Genomic DNA, 20893 nt, shown 5'->3' on the forward strand with positions numbered 1-20893 from the left:
CAGCGCAGGCGTCTCTTGCCTGGCATCCCAGGATCGACGAGAGTGAAGACCTCGACGCAGCCACGGCGTCTTGCCAGGAAGACCGTCATGCCCCCCAGGATCGCTGCCACCTTTTCCCGCTACCTGCGCGACCCGCGGATGCCCCAGGTCGAGGCGCGCCGGGTCAGGGGCGGGCACCGGCTAAGCCACGCGCCCCACAGCCACGACACCCACTCGCTGGGCGCGATCATCCAGGGCCACTCGAGCTTCCTCAACCGCCACCGTACCCTCGAGGTGCGCCAGGGAGACGTGGTGCTGATCAACCCCGGCGACGTCCACGCCTGCAACGCCTTGAGCGAGCGAGATTGGGGCTATGACATGCTCTACCTGGACAGCGCCTGGCTGACCGAGCGCTGCGGCCTCGACGGCGATGACGGTGCGATGTTCTCGGCACTGACGACGCAAGACGCCCACCTTCACCAAGCCATTCGCCTCGCCACCGACGCCCTTGCCGATGGGGATGCCAGCCTGCTCGAGCGCGAGACCGTGCTTGAGCGGCTCGCCGAGCGCCTGACAGGCCTGCTCGACCTGCCGGCGCAAGGCGAGGCAGAACACGGCGCGCCTCCCGAGCGGCTGGTGCGCGCCTGGGAGCGGCTTCACGACGACTGGCAGCAAGAGCTGCGCCTGGACGATCTTTGCGCCGCCGCCGAGTGCCGCGCCACCAGCCTGATTTCGGGCTTTCGACGTCACTATGCCACCACGCCCCATGCGGCGCTGATCGACCTGCGCGTGCGTCATGCCAGGCAACGACTGCGACGGGGCGATCCCATCGCTGCGGTCGCCAACGACTGCGGCTTCGCCGACCAGGCGCACCTGCAACGCACCTTCAAGAAGCTGCTGGCCACCACCCCGGGGCACTATATCCAGGGTCATATGCAGGATCAGATGCAAGGTTATATGCAAGATCAGATGCCAGGCCCGTTGAAGGGTCAGATTCAGCACCTTGAGCAGCGCGCCTGACCGTCGTACCGGTGGCCGCAAGCTGCCTCACAGCAGCATCAGCGCGCCGCTGCAAATCAGCAAGGCCGCCAGCAGGCGCTGGAGGCCCCGCCGTCTTGCCTCGCACGACAGCCAGCCCCGGGCGTGTCCACCGAGCCACGCCCAGCCGATGGCGCTCGCCAGACAGACGCTGCCCCAGACCAGGGTGAACAGCGCGATATCGACGCTTTCCCGTCCCGCCGTGAAAAGCCCCAGCCCTGCCAACGAGGCGATCCAGGCCTTGGGGTTGAGCCACTGCATCAGCGCGCCAGTGGCGGGCCCCGGCGGTTCACGCCGCTGGTCCGTGCCCCAGTCGCCTGCGTCCGTCAACAGGCGCCAGGCCAGCCAGGCCACGAAGCTCAGGCCCGCCAGGCGCACCAGCCACTGAAGCCCGGGCAGCGCCAGCCAGACACTCCCGAGCCCCGCAGCGAGCAGGCCCAGCAGCAGGGTGAAACCGCCGCTGGCACCCACCACCAGGGGCATCGCTCGGCGCCAGCCGTGACCCACACCGGTGGACAGGATCAGCAGGTTGACCGGGCCCGGCGATATCGAGGCCACCAGCGAGAAAGCGAAGATCGCCAGCAGTTCTTCCAGAGAAAACGTCATCACACATGCCTCACAGGATGGCGTTTCAGGCTGACGCGATGACGCCCTTCGGTATTGAAGAAAATTTCACCGGCACCGATTCCTCGGCCGCGGTTGCACTGCCCCGCCGAAAATTCGAACCCTGCGTTGCACGAACTCGTCTGCGCTTGCCGCTTCTCTGCACATTGGCTGCATCAGCCTTGCACGAGCCAGGGTCAAGATGGATCACGTCAACAAGGGCATCGCCCGCCATAACGCCACGTCCTGTGACGAGGCATCAACGCTGAAGGAAGTCGACCCATGAAAATGACATTTGCCCGCAAGGCCCTGCTGTCCGCCGCTGTCTCTGCCGCCCTGCTGCCGGTCGCCATGACCGCAACAGCCTCGCCCGACCGCCCCGAAGGCCCGCGCCACGAAGGGGGCGAGATGCGCGCCGAGCTGTTTGACCGCGCCGGCATCGACGCCGAGACCCGCGAAGCGCTAAAGCAGGCCGCCATGGAGCACCGTCAGGAGGTCAAGGAACTCAACGACGATTTCCGCGAGCAGCGCATGGAGATCCTCGGTGAAGACGGTGTCGCCGCCCTCGAACGTGCCCGCCACGAGCTGCGCGAGGAGCGCATCAACGCCTTGGTCGACAAGTGGGAGCTGTCCGACGACGAGCGCGACGCCTTCAACGCCGCTCGCGAGTCCTTCAAGCAAGGCGCCGAAGCGCTGAAGGCCCAGGAGTTCGAGAACCCAGAAGCCCGTCATGACGCCTGGCGCGAACTGATGTCCTCCACCCGTGACCAGCTGGCCGAGATCCTCGACGAGCGCCAGCTGCGTGAACTGAAGCACACCATGATGCCAGGCCACGGCGACCACCCGCGCGGTGGTCCGGGTGAGCACCGCGCTCATGGTCCCGACAAGCATCACGCCCCCGAGGCCTGATATTGACGCCACCGGTTCGGCCATAGGCGCCGACCCGGGGGACCAGAAAGCCCTGTACCCACACGCCATGTCCGAGCCTCGGGCATGGCGTTTTCGTGCGCCCCCTGCCCGCCGTTTCTCCCCCTCGGGTTGAAAGATGCTCCCCATCTCTGTATTTTATTGAACGTTCAATCAATAAAATACCCGCGCGCCCCTGGCCGCGGTGGGTCGCCCAGACCCTTCGCAAGAGCCGCCCACAGGTGCCGAGCCACGACTCGGCCACTCCGCGATCATCATTTTGTTAATTGGTCGGTCAATTAACAAAATGGCGTAACGCTCACGGAAGCAGCATCAGGATGCCAGGACGGCATCGTGGAGAAAGGCGATAGCCTCGCCGGGCAGGCTCTGTCTCACTTCATCCTCGAGGGAGCACGTGCATGTCACATCACGAGAGCGCCTCCCGCGATCGCCTCAACCCCGTCGTCTTTCACGGCGCGGTAGCCGGCATCGTGGTCTTTCTGTTCTTCACCATGACCTTCACCGAGCGGGCCGGTGCCCTGTTCGACAGCGGTCTTGCCTGGGTCAACGACACCTTCGGCTGGTACTACATGCTGGCCGCCGTGGCCTATCTGGTGTTCGTGCTGGTCATCAGCCTGTCCCGGGTCGGCAACATTCGCCTCGGCCCGGACCACTCGCGCCCGGAATTCTCGCTGCTGTCCTGGGCCTCGATGCTGTTCGCCGCAGGCATCGGTATCGACCTTCTGTTCTTCTGCGTGGCCGAGCCGCTGTCGCACTACCTGACGCCCCCGGACATGGCCCCGGAAAGCGCCGCCGCACTTAGGCAGGCGGTGCCTCAGACCTTCCTCCACTGGGGCCTGACCGGCTGGGGCATGTACGTGCTGATGGGCATGGCACTGGCCTACTTCAGCTATCGCCATCGCCTGCCGCTGGCCATCCGCAGCGCTCTCTACCCGCTGTTGGGCAAGCGCATCTACGGCCCCATCGGCAACGCCGTCGATATCACCGCGGTGATCTCCACCGTGTTCGGCATCGCCACCAGCCTCGGTATCGGCGTCATCCAGCTCAACTACGGCCTGAGCTTCATGTTCGGCGTACCCGAAAGCCTGTCGACCCAGGTGGTGTTGATCGTGCTGGTGGTGATCCTGGCGACCATCTCGGTGGTCACCGGCGTCGAGAAGGGCATTCGCCGGCTGTCCGAGTTCAATATGCTGCTGGCCGCCGCCCTGCTGCTGTTCGTGCTGTTCCAGGGTGACACCCTGGCGCTGCTCAACGCCCTGGTGCTCAACGTCGGCGACTACTTCAGTGGCTTCGTCGGCAAGAGCTTCGACACCTACGCCTTCGCCGGCAGCGACGCCCAGCAGTGGAAAGGCTGGTGGACCATCTTCTTCTGGGGCTGGTGGATCGCCTGGACACCCTTCGTCGGGCTGTTTCTGGCGCGCATCTCGCGCGGGCGCACCATTCGTCAGTTCGCCCTTGGCGCCCTGCTGATTCCGCTGGGCTTCATGATGGCGTGGATGTCGATCTTCGGTAACGCCGGCATCGACATGGTCGCCAATGACGGCCTGGCGGTGCTCGGCGAGCAGGCGCTGGCCACTCCCCAGACCACCATCTACACCTTCCTCGAGCAGTACCCCTACATCGGCGTCACTGCCTCGGTGGTCACCCTGCTCGGGGTGGTGTTCTTCGTCACCTCGGCGGACTCCGGCGCCCTGGTGCTGGCCAACTTCACCTCGATCTTGCGTGACGTCAACCACGACGCGCCGATCCGCCTGCGCATCTTCTGGGCGGCGGTGATCGGCCTGATTACCATCGCCCTGCTGATGGCCGGCGGCCTCGACGCCCTGCAAAGCGCGGTGGTGATCACCGCCCTGCCGTTCTCGCTGGTGATGTTCGCCATCATGGTGGGACTGGCGCGGGCCCTGCGCACCGAGAAGGAAAAGGCCGACGCGCGCAAGCTGGTCGCGGCCAGCGGCGAAGGCGGCAACTGGAAGGAACGCCTGGATCGGGCGCTGGACACCTCCAACCGCGCCGGTGCCGAGTCGACCATGGAGCACGCCCTGCGCCCGGGCCTGAAACAGTTCGTCGAGGAACTCGAGCGTCGCGGCCAGTCGGCCACCCTGAGCGAGGAACAGGTCGAGGGCGAACCGCTGCCGCGGCTGACCCTGCAGGTGGACTTCGAGGAGATGCAGAGCTTCGTCTACCAGGTCCGCCCCCATCGCATGCGCACGCCGAGCTTCCTGCCGGCGGACGATGACTACTACCTGCGCCTGGACGTACATCTGGCCGAAGGCGGCGTGGGTCAGAACCTCAATGGCTACACCCGGGGTCAGGTCATCGATGACGTGCTCGGCGAGTACGAGCGCCACCTGCAGTTCCTGGCCATCGCCCGCCAGGGCACGCCGACGCCGGCCATGCCGGGCTTTATCGGCGAGCCGCCCCAGGGCACGACCCAGGAACCCTGAGCGTGACCCGGCAAGGTCGTCACCGACGACGCCGGAGCAAGTGACAGCGGCGGCCCCAGGGCCGCCGCTTTGGTATGTAACGCTGGTGGGCAGGCGGGCGTGACACCGCGATTGCCATGCATCGCCAGGGACGCGATCCTTGTCGACGTCATCAGCGAAGCGCCCAGGAGAGTCCCATGCCCGACGTCGACCAGATTCGCTACTACCACGCCCACCTCTACTACGACGATGCCGAAGGGCTTGCCCAGGCCAGGACCCTGGCCGAGCAATGCCAGGCGCGCTTTGTAGTTCAGGTGGGGCGTTTTCATCAACAACCGGTGGGGCCGCATCCGCGCTGGAGCTGCCAGCTATCCTTCGCGGCCGAGGCCTACGGCGAGATCGTGCCCTGGCTCGCCATTCACCGGGGGGAGTTGGACATCTTCGTGCATCTGGGCACCGACGACGACCTCTTCGACCATACCCAGGGCGTCATCTGGCTGGGACGCAGCCACGCACTCGACCTGTCCGTTTTTTCCCCGAGCTGACCTTCACAAGGCCTGGGGTCGCTCGCCCCGGGCAAGCCGAGCCGCGATCTGATCCAGCACACCGTCAAGCTCGGCGACGCTTGTGATCAGGTAGTGGGGACGACAGGCGCTCAGTCGCTCGGCTACGTGGCGCCGGCGCCGCTCGAGCGCATCCGGCGCGGTCGCTTGGTAACCCTCGAGATCCAGCCCCATGGCGTTGCCGGTATCGGTCACCGCCACCGTCCACATGCCGGCGGCGCGCCCCTCCTCGATGCCGGGAGCGGTATCATCGACCTTGACGCAAGCCGCCACATCGCCGATACCGAGCGCCACCACATTGGCCAGCGCCTGGGCCGGCCCGGGTCGCCCGCGCACCACCTCGTCACCGGCGACGGCGTGGTCCACCTCGAGCCCCGCCTCACCCGACGCACGTCGCACCGGCGCCAGCACCTCGGCGGGATAGCCGGAGCAGGAACCGATCTTGAGTCCTCTGCCCCGCAGCCCCGCGAGACATTCCAGGGCGCCGGGAATCGGCGCGGAATGCTCGGCCACCTTGGCCACCTGCAACGGCATGAACCGCCGATAGAGCACGTCGACGTCCTCGTCGCTCGGCGAGTGGCCACAGGCCTGGCGAAAACGCTCGGCGATGTCGGGCAGATCGCACAGGGCGCGGATATGGTCCCACTTGCTCATTCCCATGGGGCCGCGGGCTTCGTCGAGGCTGACGGCCACACCGATCTCGGCGAACACCTCGACAAACACCTGGGTCGGGGCGAAGGAGCCAAAGTCGACCAGGGTCCCGGCCCAGTCGAAGATGACGGCCTCCAAGGCCAGAGGAACGTGATGGTCGGTACTCATGCGGTCGGCTCCTTGCGGGTTCGAGATGCCATGGATGGTGCCGCGACACCAGCGTAGGCAAGGATGACAAGGACATCACATCAACATGACAGGGCGGCGACACCTGGTGTCGCCGCCCTGCTGTATCGGTCGCCGCTGCTCAGTCAACCTAGCCTTGCATATCGAGTACCACTCGGCCCTCGATCTTGCCATCGATCATGCGGCCGAAGATGTCGTTGATATTGGCCAGACGGTCGGTGGACACGGTGGCCTTGACCTTGCCTTCACCGGCGAAGTCCAGCGCCTCCTGCAGGTCCTGGCGGGTACCGACGATGGAGCCTCGCACGGTGATGCCGTTGAGCACGGTATCGAAGATCGGCAGCGGAAAGTCTCCCGGCGGCAGGCCGTTCAAGGCGATGGTGCCACCGCGCCGGACCATGCCCTGGGCCTGCTCGAAGGCCTTCGGCGAGACCGCCGTGACCAGGGCCCCATGGGCGCCGCCGATGTCCCGCTTGATCGCCGCCACCGGGTCCTCCTTCAAGGCGTTGACGGTGACCGTGGCGCCGAGCCGTCGTGCCAGCTCCAGCTTGTCGTCGGCCAGGTCCACCGCCGCCACGTTCAGGCCCATGGCCACGGCGTACTGCACCGCCATATGGCCAAGACCACCGATGCCAGAGATCACCACCCACTGCCCCGGGCGGGTATCGGTCATCTTCAGGCCCTTGTAGACGGTGACACCGGCGCACAGTACCGGGGCAATCTCGACGAAGCCGACATTGCTCGGCAGATGGCCGACGAAGCCGGCGTCGGCGATGGCGTACTCGGCGAAGCCGCCGTTGACCGAGTAGCCGGTGTTCTGCTGGGACTCGCACAGGGTCTCCCAACCGCCAAGGCAGTGCTCGCAGTGGCCACAGGCGCTGTACAGCCAGGGAATTCCCACCCGATCGCCTTCCTTGACGTGGTTGACGCCTTCACCCACCGCGGCGATCTCGCCGACGCCTTCATGGCCGGGAATAAACGGCGGGTTGGGCTTGACCGGCCAGTCGCCGTGGGCGGCGTGCAGGTCGGTGTGGCAGACCCCGGAGGCGGCGATCTTGACCAGAACCTCGCCCCTGGCAGGACGCGGTACCTCGACCTCCTCGAGGGTCAAGGGCTGACCGAACTGACGAACGACGGCGGCTTCCATGGTGCTTTGCATTGTTGTGCTCCTTGCCCTGATCCGGGCAAAAAGGGTCTCTGTCCGCCCGCTATCAAAGAAGGACGGTACAGAGGAGAAAGGTGTCCGGAGACACCCGGTGAACGGGAGTGACGCTGAGAGCCAAACGGCGTCAGGCAACTCCGGTGAAGCTTCCCGGGCCCGGCGGTACCGGGCCCGGATCGACTCCAGGTTCCAGCAAGCAGAGCGAAGATTGCGGCCAATCTTCATACGCTTCGAGAGAAGCGCTGATGAAATGTCGCAAGCGTTCAGTGCCTGCTCAGAAGAAGCCGAGGGGGTTGGTGTCGTAGCTCACCAGCAGGTTCTTGGTCTGCTGGTAGTGCTCGAGTGCCATCTTGTGGGTCTCGCGACCGACGCCGGACTTCTTGTAGCCGCCGAAGGCGGCGTGGGCGGGATACTGGTGGTAGCAATTGGTCCATACGCGACCGGCCTGGATGCCACGCCCCATGCGGAAGGCCACGTTGATGTCACGACTCCAGACGCCGGCGCCAAGACCGAATTCGGTGTCGTTGGCAATCGCCAGGGCTTCTTCCTCATCCTTGAAGGTGGTCACCGCCACCACCGGGCCGAAGATCTCTTCCTGGAAGACGCGCATCTTGTTGTTGCCCTTCAGTAGCGTCGGCTCGATGTAATAGCCGGTGTCCAGATCGGCATTGAGCTTGGCCTGGTTGCCACCGGTCAGAAACTCGGCGCCTTCCTCCCGGGCCACGTCCATGTAGGACATGATCTTGTCGAACTGCTCCTTGGAGGCCTGGGCGCCGACCTGGACATCGGTGTCCAGCGGGTTGCCACGCTTGATGGTGGTGACCCGCTCCATCACCTTGGCCATGAACGGCTCGTAGATGCTCTCCTGGATCAGCGCCCGTGACGGACAGGTGCACACCTCACCCTGGTTGAAAAAGGCCAGCACCAGCCCCTCGGCGGCCTTGTCGATGAACTCCGGCTCGGCGTTCATGATGTCGGCGAAGTAGATGTTGGGCGACTTGCCGCCAAGTTCCACGGTAGAAGGAATGATGTTGTCGGCGGCGCACTTGAGGATGTGCGAGCCTACCGGGGTGGAGCCGGTGAAGGCGATCTTGGCGATGCGCTTGCTGGTAGCCAGGGCCTCCCCCGCCTCGGCGCCGAAGCCGTTGACCACATTGACCACGCCGGGAGGCAGCAGGTCACCGATCACCTCCATCAGCTTGAGGATCGAGGCCGGGGTCTGCTCGGCGGGCTTGAGCACCACGCAGTTGCCGGCGGCCAGCGCCGGGGCCAGCTTCCAGGTGGCCATCAGCAGCGGAAAGTTCCAGGGAATGATCTGGCCGACGACGCCCAGTGGCTCGTGGAAGTGATAGGCCACGGTGTTGGCGTCGATATCGGCGGCGGTGCCTTCCTGGGCACGAATGCAGCCGGCGAAGTAGCGGAAGTGGTCCACCGCCAGCGGAATGTCGGCATTCAGGGTCTCGCGCACCGCCTTGCCATTGTCCCAGCACTCGGCCACCGCCAGCGCCTCCAGGTTGGCCTCGATGCGCTCGGCGATCTTCAACAGGATATTGCTGCGCTCGCCGGCGGAGGTGCGCCCCCAGGCCGGCGCTGCGGCGTGGGCGGCGTCCAGTGCCTTGTCGATATCTTCGGCACCGGAGCGAGGAATCTGGCAGAACACCTGGCCGTTGACCGGGCTTACGTTGTCGAAGTACTGACCCTTGACCGGGGCGACGAACTCGCCGCCGATATAGTTACCGTAGCGCTCGTCGAAGCTGACCACGGCGTCGGGTTGTCCGGGGTTGGCGTAGATCATGGCGTGTCTCCTTGGAAAGGATGTTGTAGTTGTCTGCCACTCCAGTCTTGGTCAGGAACCTGGCTTGCGACATACTGCCCTGGCAGGAGAGCGCCTCCTCCTTCGGTAGGAGACCGACCAAGGACACAGACAACCGGGACGCCAGACATGTACAGCCTGATGGTGGCTGACGATCACCCGCTCTTTCGCGACGCCATTGCCGCGGTCATTCAATCGGGCCTGCCCGGCACCGAGCTGCGCGAGGCAGACTGCTTCGCCGCGCTGGCAAGCGCCCTCGACGCCGACGACGACGTCGACCTGGTACTGCTGGATCTAAACCTGCCCGACGCCTCGGCCCTGGACGGGCTGCGCGAATTGCGCCGGGCCTTTCCGGCGGTGCCGGTGGCGGTGCTGTCGGCCGAAAGCGAGCGCGCCACGGTGCTCGGCGCCCTGGATCTGGGCGCCATCGGGTACCTGCCGAAGTCCACGCCACGCCCGGACCTGCTGGCGGCGATCAAGCAGATCCTCGACGGCCAGATCTATCTGCCCGCCGAGATCATGCGTCGCCCGGCCGAGGCATCGAGCGCCCCGCCTGCGACGTCGGGGGCGACACAGGGGGCGACGAGTTCGTCCGATGCAGGCGCGCTCGAGCAGTTGACGGTCAAGCAGCTCGAGGTGCTGACCCTGCTGATTCGCGGCGCCTCCAACAAGGTCATCGCCCGCGAGCTCGATATCGCCGAGACCACGGTCAAGACCCACGTCTCGGCGATCCTCAAGAAGCTTGGCGTCGGCAGCCGTGTTCAGGCGATCCTGGCCGCCGACGAGTCCAGCCTGCTGGCCTGCCTGGCCAGGCGGCGGGCGCGCTAGCAGATAACGAACATCTCGCTGACCGGCGCAAGCCTGCTCAACCGGCGTCGAGCAGGTGCATCAGCGCCTGACGCAGGCGCAGAGGCTTCAGCGGCTTCAGCAGGCAGGGGAAGCCAAGCTCACGGCAACGCCGCTTGATCTCGGCGTCGTGATTGGCGGTGATCAGTATCGGGGCCAGGCCCGGGTGGGCGTCGGCCAGGCGCTGCGCCAGCGCCAGGCCATCTTCTTCGTCGCTGGACAGGTGGTAGTCGATCATCACCACCGCCGGCGAGTGCTTATCCGGGCCCAGTGTCTCGTGACGCTTGGCCAGGCTGTGCTCCAGATCCACGACTCGCGGCGCCAGGCACGCCCGACAGCCCCAGCCTCCCAGCAAGGCGCTCATCCCCTCGAGGATGGCGGGATCGTTGTCCAGCACCCATACCTCGGTACCCTGCAATTGACGCGCGCCGGCCTGCTGCAGGGTCGAGGCCGACGGGGCTACCGCACGCGTCGCACGCGCGCAGGGTACACTCACCGAGAACTGGGCGCCCTGGCCGGGTCGGCTGTTGAGGGTGATGGGATGATCGAGCAGCCGGGCGATGCGATCGACGATGGCAAGCCCCAGTCCCAGCCCGCGCTCCTGCCCCGGGGCTTCGGCGTTGCCGCGGCGAAACTCCAGAAAGATCTCGTCACGCCGAGCCTCGTCGATGCCCGGACCGGTATCCCCCACCAGGATCTCGAGCCAGTACTGCTGGCCGACCCGCCTCCTGCGACAGCCCAGCAGCACCCGCCCCGACTCGGTGTAGCGCACGGCGTTGGACATCAGGTTGCGAATCACCCGGGCCAGCAGCGCCAGGTCGGACTCGACCCAGGCGGAACTGGCCACATAGCGAAACGCCAGCCCGCGGGCGCTGGCCATCTGACGAAATTCCTCGGCGAGCGCATCCAGCAACTGCGAGACGGCGAAGGGGGCCACGTCCGGGGTCAGCACTCCGGCATCCAGTCGCGAGATGTCGACCAGGGTCCCCAGCAGCAATTCCACGTCGCTGAGCGAGCGATCGATACGCTGCACCAGGCGGCCGGATTCTTCCGGCAACTTTCGCTCTTCCAGGGCGCTGGCAAACAGCCGCGCGGCGTTGAGCGGCTGCAGCAGGTCGTGGCTGACCGCCGCCAGGAAGCGGGTCTTGGAGGCATTGGCGGCCTCGGCGTCGCGCCGGGCTTCCTCCAGCCGGGCGTTGGTTTCGGCCAGTTCATCCAGGGTTCGGTGCAGGGTCTCGGTACGCTCGCGCACCTGCTCGGCGAGCAGCACCGCGTGCTCGAAGGCACCATAAGGTGCCCCGCCCGCCCCGGCGGACTCGACCCGCTCGATCAGCGCCTGGCAGATCCGGCGTAACCGATGGTTTTCCTCCAGCAGTTCCTGTTCCAGTGCATTGCTGGCGCGATCCTGCCTTGGCTCACCGACCAGATCCAATCGCCACCCCCGTGAAGGTCTGGTTGATATGCATGCCGTGGTGCTGTTCGCCGTAGGTGTTGAAGCCCACCACCGAGGCCTTGGAAAGTCGTTCGGAGGCGTCGTCGATCTGCTCGAGCGCCTCGAACTCCAGACGCCTGAGAAAGCAGTCACAGCCGATGATCAACTGCGGCCGCCCCAGCCGGCGCTGAAGGCCCCCCAGGGTATCGTCGAGGGCCTCGAGAATCGGCGTGCCGGCCATGGCGGTCAGCACGATGCCGGTCTCCACCGCGCAGTAGAAGCTGAGGCTACCGTCGGCGTTGGCACGCTGGATCGAGCGGACGTAATAGGCGTCGCCCAGCTTGACCGCCAACGGGTGGCGGGCAAACACGCCCTCATCGAGTTCGCTTGGCAAGACACCGACCAGCCGGGCGTACTCGTCCACCGCAGGCAGGGCATTGAGCTCCAGCACACGCCGGCCCGCAGGATCGGCGCGGGTGACCACCAGCTTGTCACGGCGTGCCGCCAGGTGATGGGTCGAGAACACCTCGAAGGGATGGTGGGTAGTGATCAGCACCACCACCGCCGCCGCGCTGTGAAAGCGCCCACCGGCAAACACATGGGTATGCGCCAATCGGTTGTCGTCCCCGGCCGAGCCACCGAAGCTCGGGATACCTCCCAGGGCGGCGTCCAGCGTGGTCAGCACCTGCTCTTCGCTGGCCGACAGCCCATCGAGCAAGGTCAGCGCGAAGGCCTCGCCATCCAGATGCCCCCTGGCGGTGGCCAGAAGCGACTCCACCCGACGCTGGGCGTCGATCAGGGAGACGCTCTCGAGGTCCTCGAGCAGGGTCGTGGCCACGCCAAAATGACGACGATCGAACCCGATGGCGACGATGGAACCGCGCTCGTACCCCAGCGGGGTGATCTCGCCCGCCGTGGTGCAACCCGCCAGCGGCAGCCCACCGAAGGTCGACTCCAGGGCCTGGGCCAGGGGGTCCAGCGCGTATTCGGCGCTGACGAAGAACAGCACGAAACCCAGGTCGGGATGATAGAGCTCGTGATGCAGCTCACACGCCGCCTGTTCAGCCTTGGGGTGGCGGCTGGCCGCCACCTTGAGTCCCAGCGACGCAAGCTCTTGTTGTTCTGGTGTAGGGCGCTCCCGCGCGGTGATGTCGCCTTCCACGCGGGGCGCCGTGCTCGCACTGCCCATGGGCTGTCCTCAAGATCCGCGGCAACGCCGCATGACCTGAGTGTAGGCGCGAGCAGTGGCCAGACTCAATGCGAGCCGGGAGGGCCGCCTGTCAGCCTCAGCTGCGGCGCAGACGCAGGCTCAGGCGAGCGCCACGTCCGGGCGGCGCCTGAAGCCAGGGCGCCAGCAGGCGGGTAGACAGGGGGATGAAAAGGAACACCATCACCGGGGTCAGCATCAGGGTGCTGGCGAGTACCCGAGGAACCAGCGGCAAGGTCGCCAGGGTATCGCCCAGCAGCCACTGGAACATCAGCGACACCGGGAAGAACGCCAGCCAGATGGCGATCGCCTGCTTCCAGCGCGGCGGCACCCTGGGGCCGGGGCTGGTGAACCAGCTGTCGAGTCCCAGCGCACGCCGCTCCTGGGGGGCCTCGAACAGGCCGGCACCACGCTCGAGCCAGGCACGGCGCGAGGCGGAATGCTCCCAGCGTGCGAGGGTATCGGTGTCCTGAAAGCGAAAGATGATCTGATACTCGTCGTCGCCGGGGGGCGGCGCCAGGATGCCGGAGCCGAGATAGCCGGGGAAGTCCGCCGCCAGCTCGCGGCCTTCATCGAGCCACAGGGTGAAGTCACGGTAGCGTCCACGCGCCACGCGGCGGGCCACCATGAGAGTCACGGGTTCGCTTGACATGGGATCTCCTCATCAATCGGACGTACCGCCTCGTGCCAGCTCACGCCAGCTAGCGCCGACTCTCGCCGGCCTTCACAAGACCTTGTCAGGCCCCGGGTGGGGGCCGCCTGGGCCCGGTAAGGCCCTGTCCCGGCTGAGGTGGGGTCGCCACCTGCTCCGGGTCCTGCCTAGCATGAGGCAAGAAGCGCGCCATTATGCCATGCGCTCGGAATTTTTCCGTCTTTTTACTGAGAATCCAGCAAAATACCAGTCGATCATTTCGTTAAAGGGTCAAGAACAAAAAAAATGGCCCGACCTGTCAGGCCGAGCCATTGAGCAATACCCTTCATCGTGCACCAGTGAGAGGCACCCAGGGCGCCACCTGCACCTTGCTGGCCGTCAACCGCCGGTGAGTGCCGAGCCCCCCATATCAGGCCCCCTCGCCCACCGGCATGGCGGCCGTCTCGCCGCGCTTGATGGCGGCGTAACCGAGCCCGGTCACCAGCGAGCCCGCGACGATCGCCAGCAGGTACCACAACACTGGAGTAATCGCATTTGGAATCAACAGCACGAATACGCCGCCGTGGGGGGCCATCAGCTTGGCGCCCACCAGCATCGAGATGGCTCCGGTGATGGCGCCGCCCAGCATGCTGATGGGAATCACCCGCAGCGGGTCCTTGGCGGCGAAGGGAATCGCGCCCTCGCTGATGAAGCACAGCCCCAGCACGAAGGAGGCCTTGCCGGCCTCGCGCTCGGGGTCGGCAAACTTGCGCCCGGCGACGAAGGTGGCGATGCCCATGCCGATCGCCGGCACCATGCCGGCGGCCATGATCGCCGCCATGGGGGCGTAGGTCTCGGAGGCGAGCAGGCCCACCCCGAAGGTGTAGGCCGCCTTGTTGACCGGCCCCCCCAGGTCGAAGCACATCATCGCGCCGAGCAGAATCCCCAGCAGCACCGCATTGGTGGAGCCCATGCTCTCGAGGAAGGCGGTCAGTGCCTCGAGCACCCCGGCCACCGGCTCACCGACCACATAGATCATCACCAGGCCGGTGACCAGGCTCGCGACCAGCGGGATGATCAGGATCGGCTTGAGCGACTCGACGCTGGAAGGCAGCTTGACGTAGCGAGTCACCGCCTTGGCCACGTAGCCGGCCAGAAAGCCCGCCAGGATACCGCCGATAAAGCCGGCACCGATGTTCGACGCCAGCATGCCGCCGATCATGCCCGGAGCGATGCCGGGGCGATCGGCGATGGAATAGGCGATGTAGCCAGCAAGCACCGGCACCATCAGGGCGAAGGCGGTGCCCCCACCGATCTCCATCAAGGCGGCAGGCAGGGTGCCCTCCTCCTTGAAGGCCTCGATGCCAAAGACGAAGGACAGCGCGATCAAGAGGCCCCCGGCCACCACCATGGGCAGCATGAAGGACACCCCGGTCAGCAGGTGCTTGTAGACGCCCTTCTCCTTGAAGCTCTTGGCGGACTCGGCCTTGGCTCCGCCATCTGCGCTTTCCACCTGGGCCTCGACCAGCGCCGCCTCGATGGTCTGGCGCGACTTCTTCAGGGCGTTGCCGGTGGACGTGCGGTAGATCCGCTTGCCGGCAAAGCGGGTGGGATCGACCTCGATATCGCAGGCCAGAATGACCAGATCCGCCTGGGCGATCTCGTCGTCGGTCAACTGATCCTGGGCGCCCACCGAGCCCTGGGTTTCGACGCGCACCTGATGACCGAGCCCACGCCCGGCCTCGGCCAGTGCCTCGGCGGCCATGAAGGTGTGGGCGACCCCGGTGGGACAGGCGGTCACCGCGACGATGCGAGCCTCGTCGCTGACGTTGTCTGCCGCGGGGCCATCCCCTGAAGCGCTGGCCGCCTCATCGTTGAGGGGGGTAAACACCTGGGCGTCGCGGGCCGCCCGCTCGAGAAAGTCCGCCGGGTCGCTCAGGGCATCTTCCAGGCTGCCCCGATACAGGCGCTTGCCGCTGAAACGGTGGGCACCGGCGATGGGTTCGCCCACCGCGATCACCAGCTCGGCCGCAGCCAGGGTCTGGTGGGACAGGGTCTCGACCGGTGCCAGGCTCGAGTGCACCTCGGTGGAAAGCTGCCAGCCCTTGGCTTCGGCGGCGGGGGTCAGGCGCTGGGCGGCCAGGTAGCTCGTGACGCTGCCACCGGGGCAGGTCGTCAACAGGATCACGTTCATGCAAGTACTCCCCGGGCTTCGACGTCATTGAGGCGCCGCACCCTGGTGTCGGAAAGAAGGTCGGTGAAATCGGAGGCGTCGGCCCGGCCCACGCCGGTGTGGCGCACCGCCTCGGCGGACAGCGCCGTGGCAAATCTCAGCGCCTGTTCCACAGGCGCCTCGCACAGGACGCCGTGCAGCATGGCGGCAAACAAGGTATCGCCGGCACACACGGTATTGGCGACCCTGACCGCTGGAGGCAGCGACTGCCACAGGCCATGCGGGCCCAGCCAGGTCACGCCGTCGGCACCGGCGGAGATCAACACGTCGCCGACGCCGGCGGCGTAAAGCTCAAGGGCAGCACGCTGAACGTCGGCGTCCGCTTCGATGTCACGATCCGCCCAGTCGGCGAGCTCCTCCAGGTTGGGCTTCACCGCGTCGGCCCCCGCCTTGACCGCGGCCTTGAGCGCCTCACCGCTGGTGTCCACCCACACCGGCACGCCGGTGGCCTTGATCCGCGTGATCAGTTCGGCCAGCGCCGAAGCGCCAACTCCCGGTGGCTGACTGCCGCCGATCATCACCGCGGCGGGACGCAGCGCAGGCGTCGTCAGACGCGTCTCGATGCTGGCGATCAGGCGCTGCCAGGCGTCGGCATCGACGCTGAGCCCCGGCGCATTGATATCGCTGACGCGACCGTCGGCCTCGCTCAGCTTGGTGTTGATGCGGGTGGCGCCGGGCAATCGCACAAAGGCGTCCTCGACCCCCATCTCGGCGAAGGCGGCGACGAAGGGCGAGTCGTTGTCACTGCCCAGAAAGCCGGTGACACAGACCGGGTGGCCCAGGGCAGCGAGCACCCGCGCCATGTTGACGCCCTTGCCGGCGGCGGTCAGCTCGACGGCCTCGGCGCGGTGCAGCGCTCCCGGCGTCAGCCGGTCAACGGCGACAGACAGGTCCAGCGCCGGGTTGGCCGAGACGGTCAGCACCGGTGGCTTGGCGGCATTGCCGGATATCGCGTTCATTGGCTCGCCTCCAGCTCTCGGCGCACGTCCCGAGCGGTAGGCGCGGCCAGCGCCAGGGCGGCGAGTTCCCGCGCCCGGGTGGTGGAGACCGACGCCAGGCGTGCCTTGACCATGGGCACCTGACGCGCGCTCACCGACAGCTCGTCGATGCCGAGGCCAACGAGTACCGGGATCGCCTGGCGGTCGCTGGCCAGCTCGCCGCACACCCCGACCCACTTGCCATGGGCGTGGGCCGCCTGGACGGTCATCTGGATCAGACGCAGCACCGCCGGATGCAGGCCGTCGGACTCCCCGGAAAGCTCAGGATGACCACGGTCGATGGCCAGGGTGTACTGGGTCAGGTCGTTGGTGCCGATGGAGAAGAAGTCGACCTCGGGCGCCAGGCTCGGCGCCAGCAGCGCGCAGGACGGCACCTCGATCATCACGCCCAGCTGCAGGCGGTCGCCGTCTCGGCTGACGCCGAGTTCGCGCAGCACCTCATCGAAGATCGCACGGGCGGCGCGGAACTCATCCAGGTCCTTGACCATGGGCAGCATGATGCGCAGCGGCCGGCCGTCGGCGGCCTTCACCAGGGCGCTGAACTGATCGCGCAGCACCTGGGGACGCCTGAGGGCCAGACGAATGCCACGCAGGCCGAGGAAGGGGTTGTCCTCCTGGGGCAGTGGCCAGTAAGCCAGCGGCTTGTCGCCACCCACGTCCAGGGTCCGCGCCACCAGCGGGCGGCCGTCCAGAGCATCCAGGGCTTCGCGATATTCGCGCTCCTGGGTCTCCACGTCCGGCAGCGAGGCGTGGGCCATGAACAAAAACTCGGTACGCAGCAGCCCCACCCCCTCGGCGCCGCGCGATACGGCGTCGCGGGCGTGGGCGGTATTGCCCAGGTTGGCGACCACCTCCACGCGGGTACCATCCTCGGTCCGGGCGTCCTCGAAGCGAGCGTCCCAGGCACGTGCCTTGAGCGCCTCCAGCGCTTCCATGCGCGCCTCGAAGCGCTCGCGACGCGCTTGCGAGGGTGCCGGCACGACCCAGCCTTCATCGCCGTCGAGCAGCATCTCAGTGCCATTTTCGAGCGCCAGCACGCCGGCACCGGCGCCGACTACCGCCGGTATCCCTAGTGCCCGGGCGAGTATCGCGCTGTGGGCGGTGGCGCCGCCCCGGGCGGTGAGGATGCCGCGAACCCGCTCGGTGTCCAGGCGGGCGACATCGGACGGACCGATATCGTCGGTTACCAGCAGGTAAGGCACGGCCGGCGGCTCGGGCAGCTCGACGTCGCACAGGATACCCAGCACACGACGGCCGACGTCACGCAGATCCGCGGCTCGTTCGGCCAGCAGGCGATCGGCCAGCTGTTCCTGGGCGCGGGCGGCGACGTCGATGGCCTGCCACCAGGCGGCCTCGGCGGAAAGCCCCTCGTCGATGCCCTCGCGCGCGGCCTGGGCCAGTTCCGGGTCTTCGAGCATTTCCTCATGCATCGACAGAATGGCGGCGACCTCGCCTCCGGCGGTCCGGGCGATCAGGGCCTTGAGCTGCTCGCCGCCCTGGGCGATGGCCCGCTCGAGGCGCTGTCGCTCCAAGGCGGGGTCCGCCGCCTCGCGGGGATAGTCGAAGTCCGGGGTCTTGATCACGAAAAGTGGCGCCACCGCGAGCCCCGGCGATGCGGCCACCGCTTCCAGCGGCTGGTCGGCGGGCGGCATGCTTGCCGCCACCGGCTCCGCGACCGCCTGCTCGGCCCCGGCCTGCGACACAGCCGAAGACGCCAGTGGCGTCACCTGCTCCCCCAGACCATCGTTGATCGCCTCGACCAGCGATGTCAGCGCCTGTTCGGCACCCTCGCCCCGCGCCGACAGGATCAGCTCCTGTCCTCGTCTGGCACCAAGACCGATCACCTTGGTCAGCGACGCCGCCGACACCGGGCGTCCGCTGCGCTCGGCCAGGCGTACCTGCACGGCGACCCCGCTTTCGCGTGCCTTCTGGACCAGCACCTTGGCCGGACGCGCGTGAAGCCCATGGGCATTGAGCAAGCGTACACGGCGACTCTGGGCCGAGCCGCCTTCGCCAGCCAGCAGCGCCAGCCAGTCGTCAGCGTCCCGCTCGCGCAGATGGGCGGCGTCGGACTCATCCAGTGACGCCACCAGCGACACGATGGCGTCAGCCAGCGGGCGTCCAGCCTCGCCATGGGAGGCCAGGCACAACACCGCTTCGACGTCGCTACCCTGATGCTGGACGGGCTTGGCCGGCGTCACCGCGGCGAGTGCCGGCGTGGACACGCCGGCTTCGCTGGACGCAAGCCACAGCCCCCGTCCCAGGTGCGTCGGCATGGTGGTGACCATCTCGGCAAGATAGGCGGTATCGACCAATGCCAGCTGGCGCAGCCGCTGAGCCCCGGCCAGCGCCAGATCGAGCAGGTCGTCGGCGCGATGGCCCAGCACCAGGGTGTCCTGGTCCAGTCGCGGGCGAACCACCGGCCGAGCCAGCAGCTCGGTGATCTCCTCGGCGCTGCTCGCCTGGGCCAGGCGTTCGGAGACACCGTCCCGGTCGAGCACGTGGGTCAGGCTTCTGAGGATATCCAGGTGCTCGTCACTCTGGGCGGCGATGGTCACCAATACATGAACGAGGTTGCCGTCGTGCCAGCGCACGCCCTCGGGGAACTGCAGCACCCGCACCCCGGTGCGACGCACCGCGCCTCGACTCTCGGGGGTGCCGTGGGGGATGGCGATGCCATTGCCAAGCCAGGTAGAGGACTGGGACTCCCGATCGACCAGGCCCTGGCGGTAGCCGTCATCGACCAGGCTGGCCGCCTTCAGGGTGTCAAAGGCGGCGTCGAGGGCGTGGCGCCAGCTCTCGGCACGACAATCCAGCAGGATGTCGTCGGCGTTCAGCGTCAGCATGAAGGGCTCTCCTGGGTGAGGTGCAGCGTTTCCTCACCGGTATCGGTTGAACGGTGTCGGCGAGGAGGTCCAGCGCCCCGGCACTGCCGGGATGCAACAGATGCAGCGCACGCCGGATGCTGGGATCACCTGGCTTCGGCAAATGCAGATGCTCGAAAGCTGAATCGTGTCACCTCACCATGCCACAATGCTGGTACGATTCAGCGCACATGGCAAGTCGCAAAAGCTACGACTTTGGCAGGGGGACACTGCTGCCATGCCAGGTAGACTAGAGGGAATTGACACCTTGTCGCCGTGACCACGCCCGACGCCTTCAATGGAGACACCCGCATGACCTTGGCCGAAATTGCCCGCCTGGCCGGCGTTTCCCGCACCACCGCCAGCTACATCGTCAATGGCAAGGCCAGGGAGCGCCGTATTCGTCAGGACACCGTGGACCGAGTGATGGCGGTGGTGGCGGAGCATGGCTACCGCGTCGATGCCCAGGCGGCGGCCCTGCGGCGCGGCAGCAGCCGCATCCTGGGGCTGATCGTGCCGGACCTGGAAAACTCGAGCTACGCCCGCCTGGCCAAGCACCTGGAACGCGGAGCGCGGGCCCAGGGCTACCAGCTGCTGATCGTCGGCTCCGACGACCAGCCCGACAGCGAGCGGGATCTGGCCCTGTCACTGCGCGCCCAACGCTGCGAGGCGCTGATCGTGGCAAGCTGTCTGGCGCAGCCGGCGTCCTTCTATACCGAATTGATGAATGAGGGTCTGCCGATCATCGCCATCGACCGGGGCCTGCCCGAAGCGAGCTTCGCCAGCGTCGTCAGCAACGACCGCGAGGCCGCCGAACAGCTCACACGCTCGCTGATGACGCCGGCAGTCAAGAGCGTGCTATGGCTCGATGCGGTGCCGCACCTTTCGATCACCGAAGAGCGCCGCGCCGGCTTCCGCGCAGGCGTAAAGGGACGCGAGCTCGAGTGCACCCTGGAAAGCGGCGATCACTATGCCCGCGAGGAAGGCGCCAGGCTGCTGGCTGACTACATCGACAAGAAGGGACTGCCCGACGCCCTGGTAACCGCGTCCTACATTCTGCTGGAAGGCGCCCTGGACGAATTGATTGCACGCGGCGGCCTGCCCCCGCGTCTGGCCATGGCGAGTTTCGGCGACAACCGCCTGCTGGACTTCCTGCCGCTGGCGGTCAACTCCGCCGTCCAGGATCATCGGGGCATCGCCGAGCAGGCCCTGGCGCTGGCGATGGATGCGGTGCGGGGTGAATACCGGGCCCAACGGGTGGTGGTGCCACGACATCCGCGCTGGCGGCGCCCCCATCCCCAAGGCAACTGAAACGGCACCTTCCCACGACAACTGAG

16 protein-coding genes are annotated in these 20893 nt (G+C 66.9%); 6 read left to right on the top strand and 10 right to left on the bottom strand.

The window, feature by feature from the left end:
* The first annotated feature begins 87 nt into the window (after positions 1–87).
* Positions 88–999 (top strand): AraC family transcriptional regulator, encoded by a 912-nt coding sequence (locus NKF27_RS15630; RefSeq protein ID WP_253553030.1) that lies wholly within the window; start codon positions 88–90, stop codon positions 997–999.
* 27 nt (positions 1000–1026) lie between these two features.
* Here the strand turns inward: NKF27_RS15630 and NKF27_RS15635 are convergent, their stop codons facing one another.
* Positions 1027–1623: a LysE family translocator gene (locus NKF27_RS15635; RefSeq protein WP_253553032.1), complete on the bottom strand. Its 597-nt coding sequence runs from the start codon at positions 1621–1623 to the stop codon at positions 1027–1029.
* Positions 1624–1902: 279 nt separating this feature from the next.
* Here NKF27_RS15635 and NKF27_RS15640 point away from each other — a divergent pair, with 279 nt between their 5' ends.
* The 3 genes from NKF27_RS15640 to NKF27_RS15650 all read left to right on the top strand — a co-directional run bounded on the left by NKF27_RS15640 (position 1903) and on the right by NKF27_RS15650 (position 5515).
* Positions 1903–2529 carry a hypothetical protein gene (locus tag NKF27_RS15640; protein WP_253553034.1) on the top strand — a complete coding sequence of 209 codons (627 nt, stop codon included), beginning with the start codon at positions 1903–1905 and terminating at the stop codon, positions 2527–2529.
* A gap of 416 nt (positions 2530–2945) precedes the next feature.
* Positions 2946–4991: a choline BCCT transporter BetT gene (betT, locus tag NKF27_RS15645; protein ID WP_213229182.1), complete on the top strand. Its 2046-nt coding sequence runs from the start codon at positions 2946–2948 to the stop codon at positions 4989–4991.
* A 176-nt stretch (positions 4992–5167) separates the two neighbouring features.
* Complete coding sequence (locus tag NKF27_RS15650; RefSeq protein ID WP_253553036.1) at positions 5168–5515, top strand: DOPA 4,5-dioxygenase family protein; 348 nt, start codon at positions 5168–5170, stop codon at positions 5513–5515.
* 3 nt (positions 5516–5518) lie between these two features.
* Here NKF27_RS15650 and phnX read toward each other — a convergent pair whose 3' ends face one another.
* The 3 genes from phnX to NKF27_RS15665 all read right to left on the bottom strand — a co-directional run bounded on the left by phnX (position 5519) and on the right by NKF27_RS15665 (position 9327).
* A complete protein-coding gene (phnX, locus tag NKF27_RS15655) occupies positions 5519–6352 on the bottom strand; it encodes a phosphonoacetaldehyde hydrolase (RefSeq protein ID WP_253553044.1) in 834 nt (277 codons plus the stop codon).
* 148 nt (positions 6353–6500) lie between these two features.
* Positions 6501–7529, bottom strand: a complete 1029-nt coding sequence (gene adhP / locus NKF27_RS15660) for an alcohol dehydrogenase AdhP (protein WP_253553046.1) — start codon at positions 7527–7529, stop codon at positions 6501–6503.
* A gap of 277 nt (positions 7530–7806) precedes the next feature.
* The gene (locus NKF27_RS15665; RefSeq protein ID WP_253553048.1) at positions 7807–9327 is read right to left on the bottom strand and encodes an aldehyde dehydrogenase family protein; all 1521 of its coding nucleotides are present in this window, start codon (positions 9325–9327) and stop codon (positions 7807–7809) included.
* Between the two features lie 147 nt (positions 9328–9474).
* Between NKF27_RS15665 and NKF27_RS15670 the strand changes: the two genes are divergently transcribed.
* Positions 9475–10173: a response regulator transcription factor gene (locus tag NKF27_RS15670; protein ID WP_253553050.1), complete on the top strand. Its 699-nt coding sequence runs from the start codon at positions 9475–9477 to the stop codon at positions 10171–10173.
* Positions 10174–10210: 37 nt separating this feature from the next.
* On the opposite strand, the gene NKF27_RS15675 is transcribed toward NKF27_RS15670, so the two are convergent.
* The 6 genes from NKF27_RS15675 to ptsP all read right to left on the bottom strand — a co-directional run bounded on the left by NKF27_RS15675 (position 10211) and on the right by ptsP (position 19538).
* Positions 10211–11623 (bottom strand): hybrid sensor histidine kinase/response regulator, encoded by a 1413-nt coding sequence (locus NKF27_RS15675; protein ID WP_253553055.1) that lies wholly within the window; start codon positions 11621–11623, stop codon positions 10211–10213.
* Positions 11607–12812 (bottom strand): nitric oxide-sensing protein NosP, encoded by a 1206-nt coding sequence (nosP, locus tag NKF27_RS15680; protein ID WP_253553061.1) that lies wholly within the window; start codon positions 12810–12812, stop codon positions 11607–11609. Before nosP ends, NKF27_RS15675 begins: the two co-directional genes overlap by 17 nt.
* A 97-nt stretch (positions 12813–12909) precedes the next feature.
* Positions 12910–13482 carry an antibiotic biosynthesis monooxygenase gene (locus tag NKF27_RS15685; protein WP_204248979.1) on the bottom strand — a complete coding sequence of 191 codons (573 nt, stop codon included), beginning with the start codon at positions 13480–13482 and terminating at the stop codon, positions 12910–12912.
* 409 nt (positions 13483–13891) lie between these two features.
* Complete coding sequence (locus NKF27_RS15690) at positions 13892–15655, bottom strand: PTS fructose-like transporter subunit IIB (RefSeq protein ID WP_253553063.1); 1764 nt, start codon at positions 15653–15655, stop codon at positions 13892–13894.
* Positions 15652–16653: a 1-phosphofructokinase family hexose kinase gene (locus tag NKF27_RS15695; RefSeq protein WP_253553065.1), complete on the bottom strand. Its 1002-nt coding sequence runs from the start codon at positions 16651–16653 to the stop codon at positions 15652–15654. Before NKF27_RS15695 ends, NKF27_RS15690 begins: the two co-directional genes overlap by 4 nt.
* Entirely contained in the window at positions 16650–19538 is a 2889-nt protein-coding gene (gene ptsP, locus NKF27_RS15700; RefSeq protein ID WP_253553067.1) for a phosphoenolpyruvate--protein phosphotransferase, read from the bottom strand. Before ptsP ends, NKF27_RS15695 begins: the two co-directional genes overlap by 4 nt.
* 330 nt (positions 19539–19868) lie before the next feature.
* On the opposite strand from ptsP, the gene cra reads away from it, so the two are divergent.
* Positions 19869–20867 (top strand): catabolite repressor/activator, encoded by a 999-nt coding sequence (gene cra / locus NKF27_RS15705; RefSeq protein WP_253553074.1) that lies wholly within the window; start codon positions 19869–19871, stop codon positions 20865–20867.
* Positions 20868–20893 lie beyond the last annotated feature (26 nt).

It is taken from the genome of Halomonas sp. DN3, from assembly GCF_024137905.1.
Taxonomy (GTDB): Bacteria; Pseudomonadota; Gammaproteobacteria; order Pseudomonadales; family Halomonadaceae; genus Halomonas; species Halomonas litopenaei.

What these genes read in the sequence shown, in the direction of transcription:
- NKF27_RS15635 (WP_253553032.1), bottom strand. Translation starts at nt 1,623, where the DNA reads ATGACGTTTTCTCTGGAAGAACTGCTGGCGATCTTCGCTTTCTCGCTG.
- cra (WP_253553074.1), top strand. Translation starts at nt 19,869, where the DNA reads ATGACCTTGGCCGAAATTGCCCGCCTGGCCGGCGTTTCCCGCACCACC.
- NKF27_RS15640 (WP_253553034.1), top strand. Translation starts at nt 1,903, where the DNA reads ATGAAAATGACATTTGCCCGCAAGGCCCTGCTGTCCGCCGCTGTCTCT.
- NKF27_RS15665 (WP_253553048.1), bottom strand. Translation starts at nt 9,327, where the DNA reads ATGATCTACGCCAACCCCGGACAACCCGACGCCGTGGTCAGCTTCGAC.
- ptsP (WP_253553067.1), bottom strand. Translation starts at nt 19,538, where the DNA reads ATGCTGACGCTGAACGCCGACGACATCCTGCTGGATTGTCGTGCCGAG.
- nosP (WP_253553061.1), bottom strand. Translation starts at nt 12,812, where the DNA reads ATGGGCAGTGCGAGCACGGCGCCCCGCGTGGAAGGCGACATCACCGCG.
- NKF27_RS15690 (WP_253553063.1), bottom strand. Translation starts at nt 15,655, where the DNA reads ATGAACGTGATCCTGTTGACGACCTGCCCCGGTGGCAGCGTCACGAGC.
- NKF27_RS15685 (WP_204248979.1), bottom strand. Translation starts at nt 13,482, where the DNA reads ATGTCAAGCGAACCCGTGACTCTCATGGTGGCCCGCCGCGTGGCGCGT.
- adhP (WP_253553046.1), bottom strand. Translation starts at nt 7,529, where the DNA reads ATGCAAAGCACCATGGAAGCCGCCGTCGTTCGTCAGTTCGGTCAGCCC.
- phnX (WP_253553044.1), bottom strand. Translation starts at nt 6,352, where the DNA reads ATGAGTACCGACCATCACGTTCCTCTGGCCTTGGAGGCCGTCATCTTC.
- NKF27_RS15650 (WP_253553036.1), top strand. Translation starts at nt 5,168, where the DNA reads ATGCCCGACGTCGACCAGATTCGCTACTACCACGCCCACCTCTACTAC.
- NKF27_RS15695 (WP_253553065.1), bottom strand. Translation starts at nt 16,653, where the DNA reads ATGAACGCGATATCCGGCAATGCCGCCAAGCCACCGGTGCTGACCGTC.
- betT (WP_213229182.1), top strand. Translation starts at nt 2,946, where the DNA reads ATGTCACATCACGAGAGCGCCTCCCGCGATCGCCTCAACCCCGTCGTC.
- NKF27_RS15630 (WP_253553030.1), top strand. Translation starts at nt 88, where the DNA reads ATGCCCCCCAGGATCGCTGCCACCTTTTCCCGCTACCTGCGCGACCCG.
- NKF27_RS15670 (WP_253553050.1), top strand. Translation starts at nt 9,475, where the DNA reads ATGTACAGCCTGATGGTGGCTGACGATCACCCGCTCTTTCGCGACGCC.